Source organism: Arthrobacter sp. UYEF20 (assembly GCF_040546335.1).
GTDB lineage: Bacteria > Actinomycetota > Actinomycetes > Actinomycetales > Micrococcaceae > Arthrobacter.
Genome location: NZ_JBEPNP010000026.1, coordinates 15,746 through 31,969, shown reverse-complemented (window position 1 = coordinate 31,969; position 16,224 = coordinate 15,746). Strand labels below are relative to the sequence as shown.

At 69.4% G+C, this 16,224-nt stretch carries 11 protein-coding genes; 5 read left to right on the top strand and 6 right to left on the bottom strand.

Annotated features, from left to right (window positions below):
* Position 1 precedes the first annotated feature (1 nt).
* Both ABIB26_RS20670 and ABIB26_RS20665 read right to left on the bottom strand, forming a co-directional pair.
* Positions 2 to 640 (bottom strand): SIMPL domain-containing protein, encoded by a 639-nt coding sequence (locus tag ABIB26_RS20670; RefSeq protein WP_354247546.1) that lies wholly within the window; start codon positions 638 to 640, stop codon positions 2 to 4.
* A gap of 1 nt (position 641) precedes the next feature.
* The gene (locus ABIB26_RS20665) at positions 642 to 1,115 is read right to left on the bottom strand and encodes a hypothetical protein (protein ID WP_354247543.1); all 474 of its coding nucleotides are present in this window, start codon (positions 1,113 to 1,115) and stop codon (positions 642 to 644) included.
* A gap of 294 nt (positions 1,116 to 1,409) precedes the next feature.
* Here ABIB26_RS20665 and pheS point away from each other — a divergent pair, with 294 nt between their 5' ends.
* The 3 genes from pheS to ABIB26_RS20650 all read left to right on the top strand — a co-directional run bounded on the left by pheS (position 1,410) and on the right by ABIB26_RS20650 (position 5,694).
* Entirely contained in the window at positions 1,410 to 2,468 is a 1,059-nt protein-coding gene (gene pheS, locus ABIB26_RS20660) for a phenylalanine--tRNA ligase subunit alpha (RefSeq protein WP_354247541.1), read from the top strand.
* A 2-nt stretch (positions 2,469 to 2,470) separates the two neighbouring features.
* Positions 2,471 to 5,014, top strand: coding sequence for a phenylalanine--tRNA ligase subunit beta (pheT, locus tag ABIB26_RS20655; RefSeq protein ID WP_354247538.1), 2,544 nt, complete (start codon positions 2,471 to 2,473; stop codon positions 5,012 to 5,014).
* A 101-nt stretch (positions 5,015 to 5,115) separates the two neighbouring features.
* Positions 5,116 to 5,694 (top strand): 4'-phosphopantetheinyl transferase family protein, encoded by a 579-nt coding sequence (locus ABIB26_RS20650; RefSeq protein ID WP_354247537.1) that lies wholly within the window; start codon positions 5,116 to 5,118, stop codon positions 5,692 to 5,694.
* Positions 5,695 to 5,922: 228 nt separating this feature from the next.
* Here the strand turns inward: ABIB26_RS20650 and ABIB26_RS20645 are convergent, their stop codons facing one another.
* The 4 genes from ABIB26_RS20645 to ABIB26_RS20630 all read right to left on the bottom strand — a co-directional run bounded on the left by ABIB26_RS20645 (position 5,923) and on the right by ABIB26_RS20630 (position 13,772).
* A complete protein-coding gene (locus ABIB26_RS20645; protein ID WP_354247535.1) occupies positions 5,923 to 7,296 on the bottom strand; it encodes a M1 family metallopeptidase in 1,374 nt (457 codons plus the stop codon).
* Positions 7,297 to 7,393: 97 nt separating this feature from the next.
* Positions 7,394 to 11,314 (bottom strand): Pls/PosA family non-ribosomal peptide synthetase, encoded by a 3,921-nt coding sequence (locus tag ABIB26_RS20640; protein WP_354247589.1) that lies wholly within the window; start codon positions 11,312 to 11,314, stop codon positions 7,394 to 7,396.
* A gap of 216 nt (positions 11,315 to 11,530) precedes the next feature.
* Positions 11,531 to 12,496, bottom strand: coding sequence for a quinone oxidoreductase family protein (locus ABIB26_RS20635; RefSeq protein ID WP_354247532.1), 966 nt, complete (start codon positions 12,494 to 12,496; stop codon positions 11,531 to 11,533).
* Between the two features lie 172 nt (positions 12,497 to 12,668).
* On the bottom strand, positions 12,669 to 13,772 hold the full coding sequence (locus ABIB26_RS20630; RefSeq protein WP_354247529.1) for a fatty acid desaturase family protein: 1,104 nt from the start codon (positions 13,770 to 13,772) through the stop codon (positions 12,669 to 12,671).
* A gap of 221 nt (positions 13,773 to 13,993) precedes the next feature.
* Between ABIB26_RS20630 and argC the strand changes: the two genes are divergently transcribed.
* Both argC and argJ read left to right on the top strand, forming a co-directional pair.
* Positions 13,994 to 15,037, top strand: coding sequence for an N-acetyl-gamma-glutamyl-phosphate reductase (gene argC / locus ABIB26_RS20625; protein WP_354247526.1), 1,044 nt, complete (start codon positions 13,994 to 13,996; stop codon positions 15,035 to 15,037).
* Positions 15,034 to 16,200, top strand: coding sequence for a bifunctional glutamate N-acetyltransferase/amino-acid acetyltransferase ArgJ (argJ, locus tag ABIB26_RS20620; protein ID WP_354247523.1), 1,167 nt, complete (start codon positions 15,034 to 15,036; stop codon positions 16,198 to 16,200). Before argC ends, argJ begins: the two co-directional genes overlap by 4 nt.
* Positions 16,201 to 16,224 lie beyond the last annotated feature (24 nt).

The following is a 16,224-nucleotide window of genomic DNA, read 5'->3' as shown; positions in this document are numbered from 1 at the left end:
ATCAGTCGAGCAATTCCCAGACCACACCCACCGTCGCGCTGACGCTGGACTCGCCGGCTTCCACGGTGAGCGATTCCACCGCTACGGCGCGCTGCATCCTGGCCACCGGGATGGGCGCCGGGAAACCGGACAGCTGGGCAAGCGAGACAACCTTGCCCAGTTCGGCGCCGGCGAGGGACGCGAAGTGCCCGGCCGTGACGAGGGCGTCGGCCCATGCGGCTTCCCGGGCGCGCGCGGCGACGGCGGCGGGATCCGCGAAGCCGAACTCCAGCCCGTTGAGCCGGACGTCGTCGCCGCCGGCGGCGACGGCCGCGGCGATGATCTCCGAGGACGCTGCCAGCTCGCGGATCCGGACACTCAGCATGCTGGAGGCCAGGTAGCCGGACACCGTCTGCCCACGGCCCTCCTGCCAGTTGAGCTCGGCGCGGACATTGAGCCCCGAGGTGGTGATGTCCCTGTCCTGGATGCCGTGTTCGCGGAGCACGGCCGTGATAGCGGCCGAGGCACCTCCGGCGTCGCCGTAGGCAGCGCCGACGTTTTCCCGGCGGCATTCGACGCCGATCGAGAGGGTCAGCAGATCCGGCTCGGCCTCCGCACTGCCGGAGCCGGTCACTGAAATGGTCCTGGGGCTGTCCGTCATGTCATGCCTCGTTCCGCTCGGGGGCCGGGGAGCCCGGGATGCCGGTGGACTGTGAAGGGCGTATCTCCGCGGACCCGGGCTCCGGATAGCCGCCGGCCCGGAGCCCGGCGTGCCGTTCGAAGACATTGCGGGAGGCGGGGTTGCCGGTCCGCCAGCGGGACCAGCCCGCCGCGAGAAAATACAGCGGCAGGAAGGGCACACCGAGGCACCAGGCGTACTGGGTGCTGTGACGCTCCTCGTGGCCCAGCAGAACCTGATTGCCGAGGGCCTCGTCCGGTCCGGCGCGGAACAGCACCACATTGCCGACCGTGAACGCGCCGGCGAAGGGCAGCCGCCAGCGGTAGCCGGTGGCGATCAGCAGGCCGCGGGGTCCGCGGCGGACGGAGGCGCGGGCGCAGGCGGCGAGGAGCAACCCCAGCGGGGTCGAAGCATTCAGCACGTTCGCGATCTGGCGCAGCCGTTGTCCGGACGTCATGAGGCCATGCTAGCCCGGGGGGATCCCTACCGGTCAGGGATCTGTGCAGTTCAGGGATCCCTGCAGTTCAGGAAAAGAGCGGCACCGTCACGTTCGGGCACGTCGGTGCCGTCAACTAGACTGGAGGCGAGTGCCCGCTGGAGCGATTTCGGCGTGCCCTGCCCTTCGTCACAGCCTTTGTCAATGCCCATTGTCAAAGCCCGTTGTCACAGCCCGTTGTCAATGCCCGGTGACATGACACTGTTCATGGCTCCGTGCCGTTGGCATGAACCGACTCGTAGCTAAGAACAGTAGATGACTGAAACTTTGCCGGGCGCCGTCCCGAATCCCCTGGATGAAGCCGCCATCACCGCCGCCGTAGACCAGGCCGTTGCCGCCATAGCCGCCGCCTCCACGCTCGATGAACTGAAGGCAGTGCGTCTCGCGCACACCGGCGAAAAGTCCGCGCTGAGCCTCGCCAACCGTGAGATCGGCGGACTGCCGAAGGACCAGAAGGCTGCGGCCGGCAAGCTCATGGGCGCTTCCCGCGGACGCGTCAACAAGGCGCTCGCGGACCGCAATGCCGAGCTCGAAGCCGAGAACGACGCGCGGATCCTGGTCGAGGAGACGGTCGACGTCACGGTGGCCCCGCGCCGCCGTCGTGCCGGTGCGCGCCACCCGCTGTCCACCCTGCAGGAACGGGTGGCGGACATTTTCGTCGGCATGGGCTGGGAAATCGCCGAGGGCCCCGAGGTCGAGTCCGAGTGGTTCAACTTCGATGCGCTGAACTTCAAGCCGGACCACCCCGCCCGCGAAATGCAGGACACGTTCTTCGTGGAGCCGCCCGAGGCCCACCTGCTGATGCGCACCCACACCTCCCCGGTGCAGGTCCGTTCGATGCTGGAACGCGAGCTGCCCATCTACGTGCTGTGCCCGGGCAAGGTGTTCCGCACCGACGAGCTGGACGCGACGCACACCCCGGTCTTCCACCAGTTCGAGGGCCTGGCCATCGACAAGAAGCTCAGCATGGCGGACCTGCTGGGCACCCTGGAGCACTTCACCCGGCAGATGTTCGGCGACGAGGCGCAGATCCGGCTGCGCCCCAACTACTTCCCGTTCACTGAACCCTCCGCGGAGCTGGACATCTGGCATCCGGGGGCCAAGGGCGGCCCGCGCTGGATCGAGTGGGGCGGCTGCGGCATGGTCAACCCCAACGTGCTCCGGGCCGCCGGCATCGATCCGGACATCTATTCAGGTTTTGCCTTCGGCATGGGCATTGAGCGGGCGCTTATGTTCCGCAACGAGGTCGGCGACATGCGCGACATGATCGAAGGCGATGTACGTTTCAGCGAGCACTTCGGGATGGAGATCTAACCGTGCGTATCCCACTTTCCTGGCTGCGTGAATTCGCGCAGGTACCGGCCGGAGCAACGGCCGAAGACGTCATGGCGGAGCTCGTCAAGGTCGGCTTTGAAGAAGAGGCGGTCCACCGCCCCGCGGACACCCTCAAGGGCCCCGTCGTGGTGGGCCAGGTGCTGAGCATCGTCAAGGAACCCCAGACCAACGGCAAGACCATCAACTGGTGCCAGGTGCGGGTGGTCCCCGAAGGCCAGCAGCAGAGCCTCACCGGAGACGGCATCGATCCCTCCGGCGTGCAGGGCATCATCTGCGGAGCCCACAACTTCGTTGAAGGCGACAAGGTGGTGGTCACCCTTCCCGGCGCCGTGCTGCCGGGAGACTTCCACATCTCGGCTCGGAAGACCTACGGGCACCTGTCCGCCGGCATGATCGCCTCCGTGCGCGAACTCGGCATCGGCGAGGACCACGACGGCATCCTGGTGCTCGCAAGGATCGGACTCGATCCCGAAATCGGCACCGACGCCATGGAACTCCTAGGCCTTCATGACGAGGCCGCCGAGATCAACGTCACCCCGGACCGCGGCTATGCGTTCTCGATCCGCGGCGTCGCCCGCGAATACGCGCACGCCACCGGCACGTCCTTCACCGACCCCGCGTCCAAGGTCACGGCACCGGCTGAACTGTCCGGCGGACACGGCGTCAAGCTCAACGACGACGCGCCCATCTACGGCAAGCCCGGCTGCGACCGCTTCGTGGCCAGGACCGTCCGCGGCGTCGACGCCACCCGGCCGACGCCCCCGTGGATGACGTCCCGGCTGCGTCTTGCCGGCATCCGCTCCATCTCCCTGCCCGTGGACATCTCCAACTACGTCATGCTGGAACTCGGCCAGCCCACGCACTGCTACGACCTGGACACGCTGTCCGGCGACATCGTGGTCCGCCGCGCCGTGGCGGGGGAGAAGATCACCACCCTGGACGGCAAGGAGCGGAAGCTCGACGTCGAGGATCTCCTGATCACCGACGGCTCCGGTGCGATCGGCATCGCCGGCGTCATGGGCGGTGCCGCCACCGAGGTCAGCGATTCGACGTCGAACGTCCTGGTTGAAGCGGCGCACTTCGACGAGGTGTCCATCGGACGCTCCCGCCGCCGGCACAAGCTCCCGTCCGAGGCGTCCAAGCGCTTCGAACGCGGCGTCGACTGGCACGTCGCCAACGTTGCAGCCCAGCGCGTTGTCGACCTCCTGGTGGAACTTGCCGGGGGCAAGGCCGACGAGGCCGGGACCGACGTCGGCACCGCGCCGGACGCCGTGACCATCGCCCTTCCGGCCGGCTTTGCCGCCGCCCGGATCGGCATTAACTTCGGCGACGAGCAGATTGTCACCTCGCTCGAGGACCTGGGCGCCGTCGTGGTGAAATCCGACGACGGCTGGACGGTCACGGCCCCGAGCTGGCGCAACGACCTGGAAACGAAGGAAGACCTCTCCGAGGAGATCGCGCGCCTGGTCGGTTACGACAAGATCCCCGCGAGCCTTCCGGTGGCGCCGCCGGGCCGCGGCCTGACCCGCGTCCAGCAGCAGCGCCGGCGCCTGGTCCAGTCCCTGGCCGCGGCCGGCCTCACCGAGGTCCTCGCGTACCCGTTCGTCTCCAAGGCCGCCAACGACACCTTCGGGGTGGCCACGGCCGGCGGGGCGCGCAAGGCGCTCAAGCTCGCCAACCCCATCAGCGAGGAGCAGGGCTACCTGCGGACCTCGATCCTGCCGGGCCTGATCGAGGTGGCCAAGCGCAACCATTCCCGCGGATTCCGCGACCTGGCACTGTTCGAGGCGGGACTCGTGTTCCTGCCCGGTGACACGCTCGGCACCGCCACGATCCCGCCGCTGGGCGCCAAGCCCAGCGATGAGGTGCTGGATGCCCTGTACGACGGCGTCCCGAACCAGCCGCTGTATCTCGCCGCCGTGCTGACCGGACATGACTCACCGGCTGCCGCGGGCCACACGCCCCGGGCCTGGGACTGGGCGGACGCACTGGACATCGCCCGGCTCGCCGGCGACGTGCTGGGCGTCGAGATCGTCATCAGCCAGGGCCAGCACCAGGCCTTCCACCCGGGACGGGCCGCGCAGCTGGCGCTCCGCACCGGCGAGGTCCTGGGCTACGCCGGCGAACTGCACCCGAAGCTGCTGGCCGCGCATGACATGCCGGCGCGCTCGGTAGCCGTCGAGTTCAACGCGGACGCCCTCTTCGAGGCCGCCGCGGACGTGATCGTCGCCCGGCACATCTCCACCTACCCGGTGGCAACCCAGGATGTCGCCCTGGTGGTGCCGCAGGAGGTTCCCGCTGAAGAGGTGCTCGCCGCCCTGCGCGAGGGTGCCGGCGAACTCCTCGAAGACGTCGCCCTGTTCGACGTGTACGCGGGCAAGGGCATCGAAGAAGGCAGGAAGTCGCTGGCGTTCAGCCTGCGGTTCCGTGCCGAGGACCGCACGCTGACGGCTGACGAAGCGTCCGCCGCCCGCGAAAGCGCCGTGGCGGTTGCCCACGTGCGCTTCGGAGCGGTCCAGCGGTAGACCTCGGGGGAACACTCGCCGTTTCCGGAATCACCGTCCGGTCCGTTCGTCTTGCCGACGTCGGACCGGACGGCGGGACCTTCCTTGATCCCGCGGAACGCGTGCGCGCCGCGGGCATCAAGGATCCGGCAAACCGGCGAGACTTCCTGGCCGGCCGGATCGCGCTGCGTGGTTTCACCGCCGGGATCCTCGGCGTGCGCCCCGGGGAACTGACGGCCGCCTATTCGTGCCCGGACTGCGGAACGGGACCGGAGCTTGACCACGGCCGGCCCGGCTACCGGCTTCACGGTGCCCCCGCCGGCCTTATCCTGAGCCTCTCCCGCAGCCGCGGCTGGGCCCTGCTGGCTGCCGGCGGCGCCCGGGAACCTGAGGCAACGGTCGGAATCGACCTGGAGCACAGCTCCGGCGTCGGGTTCCCCGGGTTCGACGACGTCGCCCTCACCCCTGCAGAACGGCAGCTGCTCGCCGCCGTGCCGCCGGATCAGGCTACCCTGTGGCGGACAGCCGCGTGGGCGCGCAAGGAAGCCCTACTGAAGGCCCACGGCACCGGACTGCGGGTCAATCCGGCCTCGGTCGACGCCTTCGCGGAGCCCACCGAGGGCGTTGTCCTCGTTGAACTGGACAGGGTTGCCCTGGGCCTTCCCGCAGGCTTTGTCGCCGCGCTTGCCGTCGCTGGCTAGTGGGACCGGAAGCCGGGCACGTGGACGCGGGCAGTAAGCGGGGCGCTCCTTCCCGGTTGCTTGCCGCCGAACCGCCTGCCGGCCGTGGCGGACCCCGGATTCCCGCGGGCGGTTTGCGCGGGGCGCCTAAGCAACCGGGGAGGAACGTCACGGCAGGGGTGCGCGGGGCGCTTGAGCCCGACCACCCCGCTGCCTGGACCTGAACCCCCGGCGAACTAACGAAAATGCCTACGAACCGCCGGCCGGCAGCGGCGGGAGTGCTTCCTCGTACAGCCAGGGGTGCAGCAGGGCCTCGGTGTCCAGGCCGGTCGCCCGGTTCGCGGCGAGGATGAACTGGGCTGTTGACACGGAGCCGTGGCGGAAGCGGCCCGCCCAGTCGTGCAGCAGCGCGAAGAAGGCCAGGTCGCCGCAGCGCAGCCGCAACGCGTGCAGCGCGAGGGCGCCGCGCTTGTAGACACGGTCATCAAACATCAGCTCGGGCCCCGGATCACCCACCAGCAGATCCTGGCTGCCGGCGTCGAGCCTCCGCCAGGCGGCCGCGGCGCGGTCCTCGAGCGGCAGGACGCCGGCTTCCTCGGACCAGATCCATTCCGCATAGCAGGCGAATCCCTCATGCAGCCAGATGTCCTTCCAGGACGCAGCCGTCAACGAATTCCCGAACCACTGGTGCGCGAGCTCATGGGCCATCATCCGCTGGGACTCCCACTCCGGTCCCAGGTGGTTGCGGCCCAGGATGGACAGGGTCTGTGCCTCGAGCGGGATCTCCAGCTCGTCCTCCGTCACTACCACCGTGTACTCCGGGAACGGATAGGGTCCGAAGCAGTTCGTAAACGTGCGCATCATCTCCGGCTGTCGCGCCAGGCCCTCGCGGGCAGCGCCCGCCAGTTCCGGCGGCACCGCCACGAACTGCGGCACCTGTCCGGTCGCGCGGGACGGAGTGAGGGCCACGAGCTCATAGCGGCCGATCTGGACGGTCGCGAGGTAGGTGGACATGGGCTCGGATTGCTCGTAGACCCAGGTTTCGCGGCTGGACCGGCTGCTGTGCGTGAGCAGCACCCCGTTGCACACGGCCCGGTAGTTGGCGTCCGTGGTCACGGTCATCCGGTAGCTGGCCTTGTCCCGCGGGTGATCGTTGCAGGGGAACCAGGAGGCCGCGCCGTTGGGCTGGCCGGCCACGAGCGCCCCGTCGGTGAGTTCCTCCCAGCCCACATCGCCCCAGAGGCCGCGGCGCGGAACCGGGTTGCCTTCGTACCGGATGTCCAGGGTGAATTGCTCGCCTGCCAGCAGGGCAGCATCCGGGACGACGACGAGCTGATCGGCACGCTGGCTGAACTTGCGCACCTTCCGGCCGCTTAACTGCACCTTGGTGGCCCGCAGCCCGGTCAGATCCAGCACGATCGCCGACGTCGGATACTGCGCGACCGCATGCAGGACCGCCCGACCGGTCAGGCGGTTGCTGCTGAGCCTGTAGTCCAGTTGGAGTTCATAGCGCGTGACGCGGTACGCGTTGGTGCCGTGGCCGGGCAGGTAGGGATCCGGTGCGCCGGCCGCTCCCCCCGAGGGCAGGGCACGCCCGGTGCCGGCAGCTGCAGTGGGACTCATGGGGGTGGAACTCATACGCAGGGATTCATGCGGCTGTGGGTCATCGGAGCGGGCCTTCGGGATGGCGGGGGCGGGGGACTGGCCGTGCGGAGCGTGGCTACCTGGGCTTGGGGGCCGGCTGGCCCGGTCCGCCCCAGGGGCTGACGGGATTGCCCATCCAGTATGTCGCGGCCGGCACCGTTTCACCCCTCATGACGAGCGATGCCGGGCCCACTGTGCCGCCGTTGCCGATCCGGGCCTGGGGGAGGATGACCCCGTGCGGTCCCATGGTGGCTCCGTCTTCGAGCGTAACAGTGTCGATGCTCATGACGCGGTCGTGGAAGAGGTGCGTCTGGACCACGCAGCCGCGGTTGACGGTGGAGTTCCGGCCCAGGGTCACGAGGTCCGCCTCGGGGAGCCAGTAGCTTTCGCACCAGGTGCCGGCGCCGATCTTCGCGCCGAGGGCGCGGAGCCACCAAAGAAGCGCCGGCGTCCCGGTGGCCGCGCGGGCAAACCAGGGGGCACTGACCACCTCGATGAAGGTGTCCACCACCTCGTTGCGCCAGATGAACGAGCTCCACAGGGGATGCTCGCCCGGGCGGATCCGCCCCACCAGGACCCATTTGGCCACGACGGCGCTGCCCGCGGCCACGGCGCCGGCCAGCAGGACCACGACGCCGCCCAGTGCCGCGGCGACCCCGTAGTTGAACGTCGCGGCCAGCCAGTCAAGGGCGAGGAGGACCCCAGCGGCGATCGCCACGGTCGCCACCACCGGCACGAAGCGGCCCAGCTCCCACAGTGTCCGGGCGAGCTTGAGCCTCAGCGGCGGCTGGTACGTCCTCGTGTCGTCGGAGGCGATCGCGGTGCGCCGCAGCCTGACCGGCGGGCTGCCCAGCCACGAGGTCCCGGATTTGGCCTTCGCCGGCGTCGCCGAAAGCACCGCGACGAGGGAGTTCTTGGGCACGTTGCGGCCCGCGCCCGTCATGCCGGAATTCCCCAGGAAGGAACGCTTGCCGATCTTCGCCGGGGCAATCCTCAGCCAGCCGCCGTCGAGCTCGTAGGACGCCACCAGGGTGTCGTCGGCGAGGAAGGCGCCTTCGCCCACGGTGGTCATCTTGGGGATCAGCAGGACCGTGGAGGCCTCGACGTTCCGGCCGATTTTGGCGCCGAGCAGGCGCAGCCAGACCGGGGTGAAAAGACTGGCATAGATCGGGAACAGCACGTCGCGGGCCAGGTCCAGCACGCGTTCGGTGGCCCAGACCTGCCAGCCGATCCGGCTGCGCACCCGGTAATAGCCTTCGGCCAGCCCCACGCCGAGGAGCCTCGTGGTGAGGAGGATCAGCAGGAGGTTGGCCAGGAACCAGACCAGCGCGGCCAGCGGCAGGGACAGCAGGAGCTGGGGCAGCGCGGCGGAGAGGGATGCGCTGCCGCGGATGAAGAGGAACACCACGAGGGCGGCGGCGGCCGCGGACAGCAGGGGGATCAGGGCCAGCACCGCTGACGCGGCAGCGAAGCCGGCAAACCAGAGCCGGCCGGTCAGGGGATGCTCCGGGGGAGTGTCCGGCCAGGAGTGCTTCGCTTTGCCGCGCCGCTCCGCGGGGGATCCCGCCACGAGCTGGCCGGCCTTGACCTTGCCCAGCACGGCCGAGCCCGGCTCCACCTGGGCCCCGGCGCCGATCATGGCGCCGGGCATCAGGGTGCTCCGTGCGCCGATTGTTGCGCCGGCGCCGATGTGGATGGCGCCGATGTGGACCCGGTCGCCGTCGATCCACCAGCCCGAGAGGTCAACTTCAGGCTCGACGTTGCAGCCGCTGCCGAGGGAGAGCAGGCCGGTGACGGGCGGGAGCGAGTGGAGCTGGACGTTGCTGCCGATCTTCGCCCCGAGCGCCCTGGCGTAGTAGGGAACCCACGGGGCACTCGCCAGGCTGATCGCGCCGGCGAGGTCCTGGATCTGCTCGGCGAGCCAGAGGCGCAGATGCACGCGGCCGGAGCGGGGATACGTTCCCGGCGTTACCCTTCGCAGCAGCAGGCGGGCGGCGGCCACGGAGATCAGCATCCGGCCCGGGGGGCTGACGAAGACGAGCCAGGAGGCGCCCACCCACCACCAGGACACCGTGGGGGCGGCGCTGAAACCGGCAAGGGCGGAGAGCAGGTTGTTCGCCGCCATCAGGTAGCTCAGCCAGCGCATGCCCACCAGGACGTGCAGCGGGACACCCATCAGGGTCTGGAAGATCTGCGACTTGCGGGCGGTGGGGCGGACGGTGCGTTCCGGGGTGGGCCCGGCGCCGCCTTCGGGGAGCGACTGGCGGGCGGCATCCGCGAGCGCGCCGAGCCGCGGGGTCGCGTAGATGTCGGCCACCGTGATCGTGGGGTAGCGCACGCGCAAGGCCGAGACGAGCTGCGCGGCCGCGAGGGAACCGCCGCCGTAGGCGAAGAAATCGGCGTCGAGGTCGGTGACGGCGCTGCCCAGCACCGCGGTCCACTGCGCCACGATCCATTGGGCGTCCTCGGGAAGGTTCAATGGCGCCTTCGCCGCATCGGCGGCACCGGCGCCGGCAAGCGGCCAGGGCAGCGCATGCCGGTTCACCTTGCCGCTGGTCTTGGTGGGAAGCGCGTCAACGACCGTGAGCAGGGGGATCAGCGGCGCCGGCAGGCTCGCGCCCAGCAGCTCCCGGGCGGCCGCCAGATCAAGCTGCTTGCCCGCGGCCGCCGCGAGATAGCCGACAAGGATCTGGTTGCCCGCGGCCGTGGTCTGCACCGTGGCGGCCGCGCCGGCAACACCGGGAAGGGCCTGCAGCGCAGCGTCGATTTCGCCGAGTTCGATCCGGCGTCCGCCGAGCTTGACCTGCTCGTCGGCACGGCCCTGGAAGATCAGCCCGGCGGCTTCGTAGCGGACCAGATCCCCCGAGCGGTAGGCCCGCTCCCAGCCGAGGGAGGGCATCGGGGCGTATTTTTCGGCGTCCTTCGCCGGGTCCAGGTAGCGGGCCAGCCCGACGCCGCCGATGATCAGCTCGCCCACCTCGCCTTCGGCGACGGGGAGGCTGTTGGCGCCGACGACGGCGAGGTCCCAGCCGTCGAGCGGCAGCCCGATCCTGATCGGCCCCGGGCCGCCGAGCGGTGCGGCGCAGGCCACGACGGTGGCCTCGGTGGGGCCGTAGGTGTTCCAGACCTCGCGGCCCTCGACGGCGAGCCGGTCCGCGAGTTCCGGCGGGCACGCTTCGCCGCCGAAAATCAGCAGCCGGACGCTCTCCAGGGATTCCGCCGGCCAGAGGGCGGCCAGGGTGGGCACCGTGGAGACCACCGTGATGCCGTGGCTGATCAGCCACGGGCCAAGGTCCATCCCGGTCCGGACCAGGGCGCGGGGAGCCGGGACGAGGCACGCGCCGTGGCGCCAGGCCAGCCACATTTCCTCGCAGGAGGCGTCGAAGGCGACCGACAGGCCGGCCAGGACCCGGTCCTGCGGGCCGATCGGATCGTCCTGCAGGAAGATCCGGGCCTCGGCGTCGACGAAGGCCGCCGCGGAGCGGTGCTGCACGGCGACGCCTTTGGGCGTCCCGGTGGAGCCGGAGGTGAAGATCACCCAGGCGTCGTCGTCCGGGCCGGGAAGCCTCGGGGCGGGAAAGGGCCGGGGCCGCCGGGGGTCCACCACAATCTCTGCACCGGCGCGCAATATTCCGGCCACCGCCGCCTCACCGAACACCAGCTTGGCTCGCTCGTGGGGGTCGTCCGCGTCCACCGGAACGTAGGCCGCCCCGACCATGAGCACGGCCAGGATGGCGATGTAGAGCTGGTTGGTGCCGGACGGAATCCGGACGCCAATCTTGTCTCCCGCGCCGAGGCCGGCCCGGTGCAGCTCCCGCGCCTTGGCCCGGACTGCCGCCAGAAGCTGGGCGTAGCTCAGCGATTCGTGGCCGTCGTCGAGCGCCGAGGCGTCCGGGAAACGCGCGGCGGTCTCCTGCAGGGTCTCGACCAGCGTCCGCTCCGGTGGCGCGGCCAGCGATCCCGGCAGCTGTGCACGATGAACCTGACGAACGGACACCGGGCTGGCCGGGCCGGCGGCGCCTGCGGCGGACGGCGGAAGATCGCTGCGGTGCGGTTGCTGCTCAGTCACGGGAGCATTGTCTCCGGGCAAGATGAACAGCAGGGGTCAGGGTTTGCCTGCTGTTCGTCCAGTGTTTTCCTGCAGCGTTTCCTGCACCGTTGGCGCGCTGTTCGCATGATGTTCCCTGGCAGGCCTTCCGGATCCCTGCCGGCCCTACGGGACCAGGATGACTTTGCCGGTGGTGCGGCGCTGCTCCAGGTCCGTGTGGGCCTGGGCGGCCTCCGCGAGGTCGTAGCGGGCGCCGATCCGGACCTTGAGGGTCCCGTTGGCGGCCGCCGCGAAGATCTCGTCGGAGCGCCAGCGGCGTTCCTGCGGGTTGAGCAGGAAGTGGTTGATCGTGGGCCGGGTCAGGTACAGCGAGCCGCCGGCATTGAGCCGCTGCGGATCGAACGGCGGGACCGGGCCGGAGGCGGCGCCGAAGAGCACCAGCGTGCCCCGGATCCGCAGGGCGGCGAGGGAGTCATCGAACGTGTCCTTCCCGACGCCGTCGTACACCACATCCGCGCCCGTTCCGTCCGTCAGTTCGCGCACCTTGGCGGAGAAGTCTGCGTAGCGCAGCACGTGGTCGGCACCGGCGTCGCGGGCCAGCTGTTCCTTCTCGTCGGTGGATACAGTGGTGATGACGCGGGCGCCCTTGGCCTTGAGCAGCTGGATCAGCAGCAGGCCGACGCCGCCGGCTCCGGCGTGGAGCAGTACGGTGTGGCCCGGCTCGACCCGGAAGGAGGAGTTGATCAGGTAGTGCGCGGTGATGCCCTGCAGCGGAAGGGCGGCCGCGGTGAAATCGTCGACGCCGGGCGGGACCGGCAGCGCCTTGGCTTCGTCCACCAGGGCGTAGCCGGCGTAGCTGTTGACGCCCTCTGCCGTGGCGACCCGGTCGCCGGGGGAAAACCCCGTGACGCCCTCGCCCACTTCCGCCACGGTGCCCGCCGCCTCGGAGCCGGGGGTGAAGGGATAGGGCACCTTGTACACACCGCTGCGCTTGTACGTGTCAATGAAGTTCACGCCGACGGCGGAAACCTTGACCAGCAGCTGGCCGGGCCCGGGTACCGGACGCTCCACTTCGGTCAGCTCCAGGACCTCGGGTCCCCCCGCTTGGCGGGCGACGATTGCATGCATCATTGCGTCTCCTTCTCCGGCCGGGGATTTCCTGGTCCGGATCCTCGATCCATCCTAGGGACACCGGCGCCAGCGACGAAGTGACGGCCGGTAACCGGCCGTCACTTCGGGTCAAACACGTGGAGCGGCGCGGACGCCGGTAGCGGTACGGCCGCCTAGTGCCGCCTGGTGCCGCCTAGAAGCGGCGCGTCACGGTGGCCATCGGGCATTCGAAGTGCCGCCCGGCTGCGAGCCCGACGTCATTGAGATAGCGGACGATGATGCCGTAGGACTGCAGCAGCGTGGTTTCGGTGTAAGGAACCTGGTGCTTCTTGCAGTACTCGCGGACGATCGTGGCGGCCTTGTCCAGCTGCGGGCGGGCCATGTCCGGGAAGAGGTGGTGCTCGGCCTGGCGGTTGAGGCCGCCCAGCAGGATGTCCATGAAGCGGCCGCCGGAGATGTTGCGGGACGTCAGGACCTGCCGGCTGAAGAAGTCAACGCGGCTGTCCGCGGGAAGGACCGGCATGCCCTTGTGGTTCGGCGCGAAAGAGGCGCCCATGTAGAAACCGAAGACGGCGAGCTGGACGCCGATGAAGGCGAACGCGATGCCCAGCGGCAGGAAGGTGAAGGCCAGTGCCGGGAGGGCGCCCAACCGTGCCGCGAGGATCGGGATTTCAACCCAGCGGTGCGTGACCTTGGCGCGGCGGACGACGAACCTGACCGAATCGATCTGAAGTCCCAGGCCCACGAGGAACAGCAACGGGAAGAAGAACCAGCCCTGCTTGCGGGTCAGGAACGAAAACCGTCCCTGCCGGGTGGCTGCCGCTTCGGGGTGGAACGCGATGGCGCCGGTGGCGATGTCCGGGTCCTTGGAAATGACGTTGGGGTGGTTGTGGTGCGCGCCGTGCTTCTGCTCCCACCAGGAGTAGCTCATGCCGGCCACGGAGGTGGCCAGCAGTCTCGCGGACCAGTCGTTGGCGCGGCGGGACGCGAAGATCTGGCGGTGCCCGGCCTCGTGGGCCAGGAAGCTCAACTGGGTGCAGAGGATGCCCACTGCGGCCGCGATCAGGAGCTGGAACCAGCTGTCACCGATCAGCGCAAAACCGAACCACGTTGCGGTCATCAGCAGTACCAGCACGGAAAAGACCGTGACGTAGAAACCGACGCGGCGTTCCAGGAGGCCTTCAGCCTTGACGCTCTTGAGCAGCTCCGAATAGCTGAGAACGACGGCGTTTGGCTGCCGGACCCGCGATTTGGGCCGCTCCGGCGTTGTCGGAGCGGCGGGGAGGGTAGTGGTCATCTAGGGCGTGCCTCGTAACTGTTTCGGGTAACGCTGCATCCGACACTCGGACCGCACGGTCTGGATCACCCTCTACCAAGCATACGGCCCGGGGCTTCGCCGGCCTCCCGGACCGGACGGGATCGGCTCTCGGCTGAACCGGCCTGCATGACGCCGGGGCACACTCCCGCGCATGCATAAATATCGGCACCTATGCATACTCTTGCTGTATAGTGGTGGCTATGACTATTTCTGTTGCCGTCTCAGGGGCGAGCGGTTATGCCGGCGGCGAGGTACTGCGGCTCCTCGCCGGTCATCCCGACGTTACGATCGGCGCCATCACGGCGCACAGCAACGCCGGTTCCAGACTAGGGGAACTGCAGCCGCATCTCCATGGCCTGGCCAGCCGCATCCTGGAGGACACCACGGTGGAGAACCTGTCCGGACACGACGTCGTGTTCCTGGCCCTGCCGCACGGCGCCTCCGCCGGGATCGCGGCCCAGCTGCCTGCCGGAACGGTGGTGATCGACGCCGGCGCCGACCACCGTTTGGAGGACCCGGCTGCCTGGGAGAAGTTCTACGGGTCCTCGCACGCCGGAACCTGGCCCTACGGCCTGCCGGAGCTGCCCGGCCAGCGCGACGCGCTCCGCGGCGCCACCCGGATCGCCGTCCCCGGCTGTTACCCGACGTCGGCCCTGCTGGCCCTCACCCCGGGCTTCAGCAACGGCCTCCTGGAGAGGGACGACGTCGTGATCGTCTCCGCCTCCGGTACCTCCGGGGCCGGCAAGGCCGCCAAGGTCAACCTGATCGGCGCTGAGGTCATGGGCTCCATGAGTCCGTACGGCGTGGGCGGCGGCCACCGGCACACGCCGGAGATCGAACAGGGCCTGTCCAAGGCCGCCGGCGGTCCGGTCACCGTCTCCTTTACGCCCACGCTGGCGCCCATGAGCCGCGGCATCCTCACCACGGCCACGGCCAAGATCCGGCGCCAGCCAGGACGCAGTGTGACGGCCGGGGAACTCCGCCGCGCCTGGAGCGAAGCCTACGACGACGAGCCGTTTGTCCACCTGCTGCCGGAAGGCCAATGGCCCTCCACCAAGTCGGTGCAGGGATCCAACCACGCCGTGATGCAGCTGGCACTCGACGAACACACCGGTCGCGTGATCGTGTGCTGCGCCATCGACAACCTGACCAAAGGGACCGCCGGCGGCGCCGTGCAGTCCATGAACATTGCCCTCGGCCTGGCGGAAACCGCCGGCCTCGACCTCCAGGGAGTCGCACCGTGAGCATCACCGCTTCCCAGGGATTCCGTGCCGCCGGCGTCACCGCCGGCCTGAAGGCCTCCGGCAACCCTGACCTGGCCCTCGTCGTCAACGACGGACCCTCCAAGGCCGCCGCGGCCGTCTTCACTTCCAACCGGGTGGCCGCCGCCCCGGTGCACTGGTCCCGCGAGGTGGTCAAGGACGGCCGCGTGGACGCGGTCATCCTGAACTCCGGCGGCGCGAACGCCTGCACCGGTCCGCAGGGCTTCCAGAACACCCACACCACCGCGGAGAAGACCGCCGCAGCGCTCGGCGTCTCCGCCACGGACGTCGTGGTCTGCTCCACCGGCCTGATCGGCGAACAGCTGCCGATGGAGAAGATCCTTGCCGGGATCGGCGCCGCCTCGTCAGCGCTAGACGCCGACGGCGGATCCAACGCCGCCACCGCGATCATGACGACCGATTCCGTGTCCAAGCAGGCTGTGTACAGCGGCATGGACGCTGAAGGAACCGGATTCATGATCGGCGGCATGGCCAAGGGCGCCGGGATGCTCGCTCCCGGACTCGCCACCATGCTGGTGGTCATTACGACGGACGCCGACGTCCAGCCGGACATGCTCGACGCGGAACTCCGCGATGCCACCAGGGTCACCTTTGACCGGGCGGACTCGGATGGCTGCATGTCCACGAACGACACCGTGGTGCTGCTTGCGTCCGGTGCGTCCGGTGCCGTGCCGTCCGCCGTCGAATTCGGCAAGGGCCTCACGCAGGTCTGCGCGGAGCTGGCCCGCAAGCTGATCGGGGACGCCGAAGGCGCCAGCCATGACATCGCGATCCGGACCTTTAACGCGGCCAGCGAGCGGGATGCGGAAACCGTCAGCCGCTCCGTCGCCCGCTCCAACCTCTTCAAGACCGCCATTTTCGGCAAGGACCCCAACTGGGGCCGCGTGCTCTCGGCAGTCGGCACCACGGATGCCGTTTTTGAACCCGAGCAGCTGAACGTTTCCATGAACGGCGTCCAGATCTGCCGCAACGGCAGCATCGGCGATGACCGCAGCCTCGTGGACCTGGAACCGCGCGAGGTCCTCGTCGAGATTGACCTCCAGGCCGGCAACGCCGAAGCCACCATCCTGACCAACGACCTCACGCACGACTACGTCCACGAAAACAGCGCCTACTCCAGCTAGGCCCTTCCTGGAAGGACGAACAGC